Genomic DNA, 11,626 nt, shown 5'->3' with positions numbered 1-11,626 from the left:
TTCGATTTGCTGAAAAACTTTCGACACCTGCTGCGACAGAAAATTCTTCGCTTTGGGATGGCAGTTATGGAGATGCTGCCGCCAATTTTGTTTCTGAATTATTACGGGCAGCGCCTGTGATGGGAGAAGTTTCCCCATCCGTCTGGCCAGAGTTGCTTGATAATTTGATGACTGGTCGGATGGTCCGGAGAAATTTCGGACAGCACCCCAGATTGCAGATCTGGGGTCCATTGGAGGGGCGATTACAGCGCGCAGACCTTATGGTTTTAGGGGGGCTGAATGAGGGCGTTTGGCCGCCTGATACAGGTAACGATCCCTGGATGAGTAGGCCTATGCGCAAAGATTTTAAACTTCCTTTACCAGAACAGCGTATTGGGCTTTCCGCTCATGATTTTCAGCAGGCGTTTTGCGGGAAAGAAATTGTTTTGACGAGAGCAGAAAAAATCGACGGAACACCAACGGTGCCCTCACGATGGCTTTTGCGACTTGAAACCTTACTGAAGAAGTTCGATATTAAACTGAGCGGTGCTGAGGACACTCCGGTATTGGCGTGGCAGCGTCTGCTAGATCAACCAGATACATATTCGCCTTGTCCCGCGCCAAGACCAACCCCGCCTGTTGCCGCGCGACCGCGCCGTCTATCTGTTACCAGAATTGAGAAATGGATAAAGGATCCCTACTCGATCTTTGCTGACAGCATCTTAAAAGTTCGGCCGTTGGCGGATCTCGCAGAAGATCCAGGCGCAGCGGACAGAGGAAATTTTATTCACGCTGCCCTCGAAAAATTTGTTCGGCTTTATCCTGAAGAAATGCCTTTGGATGCAGAAGCGAAGTTACTTGAAATCGGCCGAGAAGCATTTGGAGATATCCTATCCTATCCGGCAGTTTGGGCTTTTTGGTGGCCACGGTTTGAGAGAATAGCGCATTGGTTCGTCGAGTTTGAACGGACGCGTCGCGTGAGTTACCGAACATTGAAAGTAGAGGTCAGGGGTGAAATCAAAATACCGGCACCCCATGCAGACTTTTTTCTAAGTGGCACAGCGGACCGAATTGATCAACATAGGGACGGTTCGATATCAGTGTTGGATTATAAGACGGGATCTGTACCCTCGGTAAAGGAAGTTGAAACCGGTGTCGCGCCACAATTGGCATTGGAAGCAGCGATGATTGCCCGTCACGGATTTTCGACGATAGAAGCATCTCCGGTTGCGGAGCTTGCGTTTGTCAAAGTCACTGGCGGAGAGCCTGCCGGCGGCTTGAGATCGGCAAGTAAAGACGTGTCTGTCGAGGAATTGGCCTTATCCGCCTTTGATGGCTTGCAACGACTAATAATTCTTTTTGATAAGCAGGCAACACCCTATTTATGCCGCCCAAGACCTGACTTGTATGGACGCTTTAATGACTACGAACATCTTGCGAGAATAAAGGAATGGTCGAGTGGGGAGGCTTCGGAATGACGCTTACCACAATGATCGACGAAGGAATTTCTCGTCAGAAACGAGCCGCTGATCCGCAACGATCAGTTTGGGTCTCTGCGTCAGCTGGATCGGGGAAAACGAGAGTTCTGGTTGAGCGTTGCCTGAGGTTGATGTTAAACGGAACGCGACCGGAAAAAATCCTCTGCATAACGTTTACGAAAGCGGCGGCTGCTGAAATGGCCAATCGCCTGAACAGTACTCTTGGCAATTGGTCTGTAATTTCTGATCAGGAATTGGAAATTAATCTCGCAGATTTAATAGGGTATCCCGCATCTGTGGATGAAAAGCTGAGAGCCCGACGATTGTTTGCGCGTGTCCTTGACGCGCCGGGGGGACTGAAAATCCAGACAATTCATTCTTTTTGCGAATCCATTCTAGGGCGGTTTCCGTTGGAGGCGAACCTTTCTCCAAATTTTGAAGTGATGGATGAACGTACAGCCGGTGAGATTATGCAATCGGCTCGCGACAGGTTACTATTACAAAGCAAAGACCCCGAGTTCGATGATCTTTCAAATGCGTTGCAATTAGTGAGCGAAAAGATCAATGAAAGCACTTTTTCAGATCTTACCCGGAATTTGAGCGGAAAGCGTAGCCGATTAAAGCATTTGTTATCGGCCTTTGAAGATGCAAATGGGATCATAGAAATGATGTCGAAACGCATCGGTGTTGCATTATCAGAAACAGAAGAAAATTTGATCCTCAATGCGACCGAGGAAGATGTCTTTGATGGAGTTGGTTTGCGACATGCATGCGAGACGTTACTTGCTGGGACCGATGCCGAAGTAAAACGCGCAGAAATTATGTCGGACTGGCTGGCCCAACCGACAGAAAGAATACGTCTTTATTCTATTTACCGGTCAGTTTACCTCACTAAAGACGGTGGCATCAAGGCTGCCAAAAACCTGGCAACCAAAAAATCCATTGAGCGTCAGCCGAATATTATTGAGATCATGACGTGTGAGGCAGAACGTCTGCAAACTGTTATGGACAATCAAAAGAAGGTAAGGGTCTTAAAAAATTCGGCCGCCCTCATGCGCCTCGGGCTGGCTTTGATGGATCTTTATGAAGCAGAGAAATATCGGCGCGGTAAACTCGACTATGATGATTTGATCCTCAAAACGCGAGACTTGCTTACCGGCGAAAATGTGGCCCCTTGGGTGATGTTTAAGCTCGATGGTGGTATTGAGCATATTCTTGTTGACGAAGCGCAAGATACCAGTCCAGACCAATGGCAAGTGATTGGCGCATTGGCGGAGGAATTTTTCCATGGGCTGAGTGCCGTGGAAGTAGATAGAACCGTATTCGTAGTTGGGGACGAGAAACAATCTATCTATTCTTTTCAAGGCGCAGATCCTGCCGTGTTTGACATCATGCGCAATACATTTGAACAAAAAGCACGAGAATCTGATAAATCCTGGATGAATGTTCCCCTTGATTTGTCATTTCGATCGACAGACGCAGTTTTGAATCTGGTTGACGCTGTATTTAGGGATGCCCAAACAAGGGGCGGTTTGACTTCATCTGGTGATGAGATCAAACATCTTGTAAAGCGAGCGGGAGAGGCGGGGTTGGTCGAAATTTGGCCGACGGTCAAACATCCGGATCAAGAAATTACCGATCCTTGGGATATGCCAATTGTGCAAGGCCTTGATACAAAGCCAGAGGCGCAACTTGCAAAAAATATCGCTCAACAAATCCGCCATTGGTTAGATACGAAAGAGATCTTGGCTGCTCAAGGTCGCCCAATTGCGCCAAAAGATATTATGATCCTGGTGCAAAAAAGAAATGCGTTTTTCAGTCATATTGTGCGCGCGTTAAAGCAACAGGATGTGCCAGTCGCGGGAACAGACCGAATGGTACTGACGGAGCAATTAGCGGTCATGGATTTAGTGGCTTTGGCAAAATTTGTTTTGCTGCCTGAGGATGATCTCAATCTCGCGATAATTCTGAAAAGCCCGTTTGCTGGTTGCGATGATAATCAACTATTCGAGTTAGCTTATGGTCGACAAGGAAGTCTTTGGCGCGCCCTTCGAGATAATAAGCCGGGCCTGAAAGTATTTGATGATGCGTGCGCATTTTTAAAGGAACTCCTGGCCCGAGCAGATTATGTGCCTGTTTACGAATTTTTTGCTGATATTCTTGGGAAAAGTGGCGGGCGACGAAAACTACTGGCCCGGCTAGGAGACGAAGCCGCGGATCCTATTGAAGAGTTTTTGTCTCTAGCGCTCAATTACCAAAGAACGGAAGCGACTTCGTTGCAAGCCTTTCTTCACTGGGTAGAAGCCGGTGCGGCAGATGTTAAACGCGATATGGAACAGGGACGAGACGAAGTCCGAATTTTAACTGTTCACGGCTCCAAAGGACTGCAATCACCAATAGTATTTTTACCAGATACTTGCCAGTCTTCCGGCACCAGTACGCCGATCCTTTGGACGGATGATGATAATTCACTCCCGCTGTGGCCGGCAAAAACAGAAAATGATGACCCACTGTCTGCCAAGGCCAGGGCAGTTGCGAAAGAACGGCAGAAAGATGAAAAGAAACGGTTGTTATATGTGGCTTTGACCCGGGCAGAGGATCGATTATATATTTGCGGTTGGGAAGGAAAAAAACGAAGGTCGCCGGACTGCTGGTATGAGATGATCGACCCAGCATTCGGAGAAGGAGTGGCGGAAGTTTTGTTGCCTTGGGGGGAGATTGCGCGTCAACGCAACTCTGGGACACCTGCACCTATTGCAGTTTCACAAGAAGCAAATGCGGATGTTTCTTATGTGACTCCGCCATGGGTGACGCAACCGGCGCCGGACGAACCAGCATTGCCGCATCCGTTAACTCCGTCCAGAGAAGAAGAAGAACCGGCAATCAGATCGCCTCTCGGAGCTGATGGCGGACGGCGATTCCATCGCGGACTTATAATCCACCGACTATTGGAAAGTCTTCCAGCTGTTACCCCAAAATTACGGGAACAGATAGCGCGAAACTGGCTCGCGCGTCCTGTTCATGGCTTGAATACGTCTTCTCAGGACGAGATATTGCATGAAACTTTTGCAGTGATCAATGACCCGGATTTTGGACAGATTTTCGGCGAGGGGAGCATGGCGGAAGTACCAATTACAGGCGTTTTTGGTGATCAAGTCATGTCAGGACAAATCGATCGCTTATTGGTCACTGAAAAAGAGATACTGATCGTTGATTACAAAACAAACCGACCCTCGCCACGATCTATCGATGATGTTCCAAAAAAGTATTTACGTCAAATGAGTCTTTATCGGCAAGCATTGTTACAGATGTACCCCGGAAAACCTATAAAATCAGCGCTTTTATGGACGGATGGGCCGCATTTAATGATACTTTCCGATACAGATATGTGATCACTGTCTCTTGACGAGCCCAGGCACAATACGTAATTATAAGCGATAAAATGATGTTCTGCCGGGGCGCAGATCAATACGAAGCAATTATTACCGGAAATGAGGAAATTATGACCACTACGACAGTCACCGACAACTCTTTTGATGAAGATGTCTTGAATAGCTCTGGCCTAGTCCTTGTTGATTTCTGGGCTGAATGGTGCGGACCTTGTAAGACAATAGCCCCATCTCTGGACGAGATTTCCAATGAAATGGAAGGTGCGCTTACAGTTGCAAAAATAAATATCGATCAAAACCCAAACACACCGACTAAATATGGTGTGCGCGGTATCCCGACATTGATGCTGTTTAAAGATGGCGAAATTGCTGGAACGAAAGTTGGTGCCTCACCCAAAGGCCAGATCGAAGAATGGATTAAATCCGCGGGTTAGTTTAGCCACCAAATTCATATGAATTGCAAATTTGCGGACCAAACGGTCCGCTTTTTTGTGTGCAGAACACCGTAGTCAATAGCGTCCAATTGTTGGTAAAGAATGGAATGAAATCATGGCGAAGGTAAAGAGCAATGGGTTAGTTTTGGAATACGAAACTTTTGGCCTTCCATCGGATCCCGCCATTGTTCTTATTGCGGGCCTTGGATTTCAGCTCATCGACTGGCCAGTTAATTTTTGTGAACGACTAGCGACAACCGGATTTTTCGTTCTTCGTTTTGATAATAGAGATATCGGCCTTTCTCAAAAGCTTGATAAAAAGCCGGTTCCTGATTTAGTCGCCTTAGGCGAAACAATCAGATCGGGTAACGTCTTGGACCTTCCCTATAACCTAACGGATATGATGAAGGACATCGTTGGTATACTGGATGCTTTAACGATCGATTCTGTTCACTTAATTGGAATGTCCATGGGCGGCATGATAGCTCAATTAGCTGCAATTCATTATCCGGAACGCCTTAAATCGCTGACATCGATTATGTCCAGTAGTGGCTCCTCCGCATTACCACCACCGACAGCTGCGGCAACGACAGTACTTATGTCCGCACCGGCCAGTGAGGACCTTTCAGATGTTGTCGCTTTTGGTCTTAACGTCAATGACGTGATTGGAAGCCCCGGCTATCGATGGAACCGGGAGGAATTGACCGCTCATATTCGCAGATGTGTGGAAAGATGTTATTATCCTGCCGGGTATGTTCGCCAATATGCTGCTGTGTTGGGATCGCCATCGCGGGCCGCTTCCCTATCTGGTTTGACAATTCCGACGCTGGTTATCCATGGCACTGAGGATCTGTTGGTTTTATCTGAAGCAGGAAAAGAAACGGCGCGGCTAATTCCTAATGCGCGTCTAGAATTGGTTGAGGGAATGGGACATGATCTTTCACCAGCCTTGTGTGATCATCTGGTCGACTTGATCTTGCCCCACCTTAAAGCCAACTAACTGTCATCTAAAGGCAGGCTCATCGAAGCTTCTCAATTTTCTTGAATGCAAGCTTTCAACGCCACCAATTCGAAGGTGTCGTAACGTATCGATGCCAATCTGAAGATGCTTAGCTGTTCTATTTTCATAAAATTTGTTAGCCATTCCGGGAAGTTTAATTTCTCCATGAATGGGTTTATCAGAGACACAAAGCAAGGTGCCATAAGGAACTCGAAAACGGAACCCATTCGCGGCAATTGTCGCGGATTCCATGTCAACAGCAATTGCCCGGGATTGATTAAATCGAATCGCAAGCTCTTTGTGGCGGAGTTCCCAATCTCTGTCATCAGTTGTGTAAACGGTGCCGGTTCGAAAATGTTCCTTCAAACCAGCTCCTTCGGTCGCAGGATCCGCCGCGCGCGCAACAGCATCGGTAAGCGCTACCTGTATTTCGGCAATAGCGGGAAGGGGAACGGACGGATGAATGTCCTCATCCAAGACATGATCTTCGCGAACATACGCATGAGCGAGCACAAAATCACCGAGCCGCTGTGTTCGTCTCAGTCCTCCGCAATGACCAATCATCAACCAGCAATGGGGGCGTAGAACGGCTATATGATCCGTGATCGTTTTAGCGTTGGAAGGCCCAACTCCAATATTCACCAGGGTAATGCCCATATGTTTGTCTCTCACAAGATGGTAGGCAGGCATTTGGGGTAAATGATTTGGCGCCTGACCAACCGGCGGGTTATCCGTCAAGGCTGTATTGTGTGTTATCACGTTTCCCGGCTCAACAAAGGCCCGATACTCATCACCGGTTGCAATCTGGCTCTTACCGTATTCGATAAACTCATCCACATATCGTTGATAGTTGGTAAACAGAACAAATCGCTGAAAATGATCCGGCGCGGTCCCTGTATAATGTGAAAGCCTGAGTAAAGAATAATCGACTCTTTCCGCTGTAAAGAGAGAGAGTGGTCTGGGTTTGTTTTCAATGGGCACATACGTCCCATTCGCGATGGTATCGTTGATATTTGCCAGCTCCGGCATGGAGAATATAGATTGCAGCGCTTGCATATCATCAGCTGAGACACCGGAAGACGCGGCTTCAATCACAAACGGCAGCGGCATAGGCCGCGCTCCGACACCAACGTAAACGGGTCTTTTGTGATTATGAAGTATTAAATCTATCTGCTCTTTGTAATAACTTTCGAACAAAGCAGGTTGCGTCAACGTCGTCCCGAATGTGCCGGCGGCATCTATGTTTCCATATGCGCGTTTCCCGCTAAGATTGATGTCGCTTGCTTCAATCGTTAGTCCTAGATATGGATAAAAAGCAGGTGAGGCTGGTGTTGTCTTATCTCCAGCTTCAAAGGCCGCAAAACGAGATTTTACTTTTTCAATATTTTCGTCGTAGATGTTTTTAATGTGGGCGACAGCTTCTGTCGCGTCTGTAAACTCTTGGAGATTTGTAGCATTTCCGTGATTATTGCCTGTCGCAGACAGAAATTCACTCATATAAGTCTTCCTTTAACTGCGAACTGCCCCTATGACAGTTCCTTCTTTTTTGATCTTTTTTGTATAAGCGCTATTCTAACATCGAAATATGTCAGAACAATAGATTTGCGCTGTTAAAGGAAAAACAAGAGTGGCGACAGTAACACTTGCTCCAATGGAAGGCGTGGTTGACGTATATATGCGGGAACTTCTGACGGGGATCGGCGGCTTTGATCTGTGTGTGTCAGAATTTGTTCGCGTAAGCCAAAATTTATTTCCCGCAGCAGTTTTCTATCGTTATTGCCCAGAACTCTTGACAGGTGGAAGGACATCTTCAGGCGTTCCCGTTCATGTCCAGATAATGGGTGGAGAGCCCGTTGTAATGGCTGAAAATGCTGCTTTTGTAGCGGAATTGGGTGCCCCCGGAATCGATATAAACTTTGGCTGTCCGGCGAAAACCGTCAATCGCCATGATGCCGGGGCTACTCTCTTACAATGGCCTGAGCGATTATATGAAATCGTTTCGGCGGTTCGCCGTGCGGTACCAAAAGACATTCCGGTCAGTGCCAAGATGCGACTTGGGTTTTCGGAGAAATCCTTGGCACTTGAAAATGCTATGGCAATCGAAAGTGCGGGCGCGTCGAAATTGACTGTTCACGCGCGGACAAAACTTGAAGGATATCGGGCACCTGCTTATTGGGAATATTTGCGACCGATGACGGAGAATTTAAGTATTCCTGTCGTAGCTAACGGAGAAATATGGACGAAAGAAGATTTTTTACAATGCTTGGCAGTAAGTGGATGTGAACATGTGATGGTTGGGCGAGGTGTAATTGCACGGCCCAGCCTAGGACTTGAGATAAATTCCAAGGGCGAGCAATATTCTCAAGTTGGCTTGTTTGCGTGGCCAATAATCTTAAATTTCGTTGTAGATTATTATAATCTGACAAAATCAATGGAGAATGACAACCGACAAATGGGTCGACTGAAACAATGGATAAAGCTTTTAGGCCGAACTTACGAACAATCGTCAGTGCTCTTTGATCAGATTAGGCGAATGGAGGATCCAATAGGAATAGTTCAAGAAGTTCGAAAAGAACAATACCGACCGACGGGTGGAGTGGTAATTTAATAGGAATACTTGTTTGTAATCGGGCCTTTCTCCTGTGGCATCAGGTAACTTAGAGGGATTGTTGAATATGAGAATGAAGGCGTTTAGAAGTTTTTGTTACCCCAAAGATGTTTTCAACAGCATTTTCTTCTTTGGATTGTCTCTCCTACTTTTGAGTTGCGCCGGCCCGTCTCCGCAGACAGAAACGAGCGGAGTATTGCATCAGGCGCTATTCGACAACACGGGATACAAGCTTGGAAATGAAGCCGTTGTCGACGAAAAATCAGGAACTACATCTTGTGCTGTCGGAGGCAGGTATGGAGATCCGAAGACAGGTGCAATCTCTCGATATGTCTGTGTTGCCCGCGGCAAGGTTTCACAAAGAGTGACTTATCGCGTCAATTTTACGGCTCCGGATGCAGGGCATAGAATTTGGAAAATTGATGCAACTTTTCCAGACAAGAAAGTCGCGGAACTGACGATAATTGAGCGGTTTGAGGAAAAATACGGAAAGCCACATAAAGTTGAAAACCCGCTTACTCTTTCCTGGCAGCTTGAAACAGCTAGCTTATCGGTACGCGAAGATAAGTTCGGTGTACATGTCCAATTATGGGATCGGGGTTTAAGGTAGGGCGGATGTTTATCGGGAAATGAATGCTGGAAAACGCCACATAAATAGTCTCATCACTAAAATACCAATTATGATTCCAAGAAGATTTGCAACCATATCAAACACCTCAAAGCTGCGGCCTGTTAGAGGCTGCAAAAATTCTATACTGATACTGACAAGCAGCGTCACGAAACACAGAAAATATCGCATAGTCCATGTTTTTCCAGATAGACAGGCGACGGTCGACATAACAAAATAACATGATAAATGCAGAAATTTATCATATACTAGAAAACCGATGTCTGAGGAGTGCTTGACGGGAGTTAATGAGAATATAAAAGCCGCAATAAGGCCAAGCGTCCAAAAGCAAAGGAATATTTTTGTATTGTTTAATGGCATCAGTTAGGGTTATTCCTTTAAACGTGCGTCCGAATTTATCTAATATTAATATTAGTAGAAATATATTGACGAAAGATTATCGGCATTTTGTATTAACTTAGCCGTGCTCTGCAATTGTAGATTTACAAGGATAGCAATCGTTGAACAAGTTTACTGACGAGGTTTCTATATCGAACCAGACTAAGATTGGTGGCGGATACCCCTTGTCTTCTAATGTCCTTTCGTCAATTTTTAGTTTTTTGGACTCCATCTGGATAATCTTAGCGGGATATTTATCCTATTCATTTGTAGTTGGCGGCAGTCTTTTGCTACGTGATGGATATTTATTTGCGATTTGCTTTATTTGGCTGATTTTTTTCTTTTTGGGCCGGTATGCAGGAATTTACTCCTTTTCTACAATTCTTGCTCCCTTTTTGAACATTCCCAAGTTGGCCATCGCGTGTCTGACTTCTTTCATGCTGTTGCTGGCGGTCGCCTTTTCGTTAAAAGTCTCAGAAGATTTTTCTCGAATTTGGATGTACAGTTTTGGATTGACGACGTTTTGTTTTGTGATGGTTTCCCGAATAGTCGGTTATTTCGTAATAACGTATTTGGCCGGTAAGGGTATTTGTACGCGGAATGTTGTAATAATTGGCAGCGGCATGCAGACAGAACGACTGCTTGCAGAGCTCGCGACAGAAAAGCCAACTATCAATCAGGTTGTTGGTATTTTTGATGACCGCATTGGCCGTGTAGGTCCAACTGTCGGCGGGCATCTGCTTCTTGGAAATATAGATGCACTCGTTAGTTTCGTCCGCAGTAATCATGTCGACGACATTATTGTGGCATTGCCATGGAATGCAGACGAGCGACAGATAGAAATTGTGAGTCGTTTACGTGAACTTCCTGCACATGTTCATTTACTTTCTGATCTCGTTGGTTTTCGATTTCCATACCAACCCTCTCCCAATCATTTTGGCGGTGTACCGATGATTGAGGTCGTCGATTCTCCGCTTTCTGGTTTTAAAGTTGTTGTGAAGGCGTTGGAAGATAGGATACTCGGAATTCTGCTCGTTCTGGCTTTTGCCCCCATCTTGCTTTGCGTTGCAATTGCCATTCGCTTGGACAGTAAAGGCCCGATTATTTTCAAGCAGAAACGGTACGGATATAATAACAAAATTTTTGAAATTTATAAATTTCGATCGATGCGTCCGGCAAAGATTGAAGCGGGCGTAACACTTCAAGCAACTAAAGACGACGATCGAATAACACGAGTTGGAAAATTTATTCGTAAAACAAGCCTGGACGAGTTACCCCAGCTTTTCAATGTCATGATTGGCAATATGTCCCTTGTCGGTCCACGTCCACATGCCGTCGATCATAACGAAGAATATTCAGAGCTTATTGACGGATATTTTGCGCGACATAAAGTTAAACCGGGCATTACCGGTTGGGCACAGGTGAAGGGTTTTAGGGGAGAAACGGACACCCTTGAGAAAATGGAATTCAGAGTTAATTACGATACCTATTATGTAGAAAATTGGTCTTTCTTTTTTGACCTACAAATTTTGGCGATGACAGCATTTGTTGGCTTTGTAAATAAAAACGCCTATTGAAGTAAATCGTAGAAGTAGAAAGGTTGTTTGCCGGTAAAACCGCGCTTTAAAAATCAGTAAACATTTCGCCTTTTTGTAGGGATAGAACTATTAATTAACTCTTTAGGTATAGCCTTATCGACGGTACGAAGGGCGGTTTAGAATAGTGATACCTG

At 45.9% G+C, this 11,626-nt stretch carries 9 protein-coding genes; 7 read left to right on the top strand and 2 right to left on the bottom strand.

Translation table 11 applies throughout. The features are described 5' to 3' along the window. The 4 genes from addB to V7723_RS05390 form a co-directional block, all read left to right on the top strand. Positions 1-1,457, top strand: a 1,457-nt coding sequence (addB, locus tag V7723_RS05405; RefSeq protein ID WP_335683415.1) for a double-strand break repair protein AddB, incomplete at its 5' end; no start/stop codon positions are given. Beyond that, the gene (addA, locus tag V7723_RS05400) at positions 1,454-4,849 is read left to right on the top strand and encodes a double-strand break repair helicase AddA (RefSeq protein ID WP_335683414.1); all 3,396 of its coding nucleotides are present in this window, start codon (positions 1,454-1,456) and stop codon (positions 4,847-4,849) included. The genes addB and addA, both read left to right, overlap by 4 nt. 110 nt (positions 4,850-4,959) lie before the next feature. Then, positions 4,960-5,280 carry a thioredoxin TrxA gene (gene trxA, locus V7723_RS05395; protein WP_335683413.1) on the top strand — a complete coding sequence of 107 codons (321 nt, stop codon included), beginning with the start codon at positions 4,960-4,962 and terminating at the stop codon, positions 5,278-5,280. Positions 5,281-5,395: 115 nt separating this feature from the next. Beyond that, positions 5,396-6,280, top strand: a complete 885-nt coding sequence (locus tag V7723_RS05390) for an alpha/beta fold hydrolase (protein ID WP_335683412.1) — start codon at positions 5,396-5,398, stop codon at positions 6,278-6,280. Positions 6,281-6,283: 3 nt separating this feature from the next. Here V7723_RS05390 and V7723_RS05385 read toward each other — a convergent pair whose 3' ends face one another. Then, positions 6,284-7,777: an AMP nucleosidase gene (locus V7723_RS05385; RefSeq protein WP_335683411.1), complete on the bottom strand. Its 1,494-nt coding sequence runs from the start codon at positions 7,775-7,777 to the stop codon at positions 6,284-6,286. A 130-nt stretch (positions 7,778-7,907) separates the two neighbouring features. On the opposite strand from V7723_RS05385, the gene V7723_RS05380 reads away from it, so the two are divergent. Further along, on the top strand, positions 7,908-8,888 hold the full coding sequence (locus V7723_RS05380; protein WP_335683410.1) for a tRNA dihydrouridine synthase: 981 nt from the start codon (positions 7,908-7,910) through the stop codon (positions 8,886-8,888). Positions 8,889-8,955: 67 nt separating this feature from the next. Beyond that, on the top strand, positions 8,956-9,498 hold the full coding sequence (locus tag V7723_RS05375) for a hypothetical protein (RefSeq protein ID WP_335683409.1): 543 nt from the start codon (positions 8,956-8,958) through the stop codon (positions 9,496-9,498). A 9-nt stretch (positions 9,499-9,507) separates the two neighbouring features. On the opposite strand, the gene V7723_RS19750 is transcribed toward V7723_RS05375, so the two are convergent. Then, a complete protein-coding gene (locus tag V7723_RS19750; RefSeq protein WP_443024190.1) occupies positions 9,508-9,876 on the bottom strand; it encodes a VanZ family protein in 369 nt (122 codons plus the stop codon). Positions 9,877-10,016: 140 nt separating this feature from the next. Here V7723_RS19750 and V7723_RS05370 point away from each other — a divergent pair, with 140 nt between their 5' ends. Next, complete coding sequence (locus tag V7723_RS05370; RefSeq protein WP_335683408.1) at positions 10,017-11,471, top strand: undecaprenyl-phosphate glucose phosphotransferase; 1,455 nt, start codon at positions 10,017-10,019, stop codon at positions 11,469-11,471. The last annotated feature ends 155 nt before the right edge of the window (positions 11,472-11,626 follow it).

This window comes from Sneathiella sp. (assembly GCF_036960985.1).
In the GTDB taxonomy this organism is placed as follows: Bacteria; Pseudomonadota; Alphaproteobacteria; order Sneathiellales; family Sneathiellaceae; genus Sneathiella.
This window is presented reverse-complemented; position numbering and strand designations above follow the sequence as displayed.

Excerpts from the sequence above, each read along its gene's own strand:
- addA (WP_335683414.1), top strand. The coding sequence starts at position 1,454 with ATGACGCTTACCACAATGATCGACGAAGGAATTTCTCGTCAGAAACGA.
- trxA (WP_335683413.1), top strand. The coding sequence starts at position 4,960 with ATGACCACTACGACAGTCACCGACAACTCTTTTGATGAAGATGTCTTG.
- V7723_RS05390 (WP_335683412.1), top strand. The coding sequence starts at position 5,396 with ATGGCGAAGGTAAAGAGCAATGGGTTAGTTTTGGAATACGAAACTTTT.
- V7723_RS05385 (WP_335683411.1), bottom strand. The coding sequence starts at position 7,777 with ATGAGTGAATTTCTGTCTGCGACAGGCAATAATCACGGAAATGCTACA.
- V7723_RS05375 (WP_335683409.1), top strand. The coding sequence starts at position 8,956 with ATGAGAATGAAGGCGTTTAGAAGTTTTTGTTACCCCAAAGATGTTTTC.
- V7723_RS19750 (WP_443024190.1), bottom strand. The coding sequence starts at position 9,876 with ATGCCATTAAACAATACAAAAATATTCCTTTGCTTTTGGACGCTTGGC.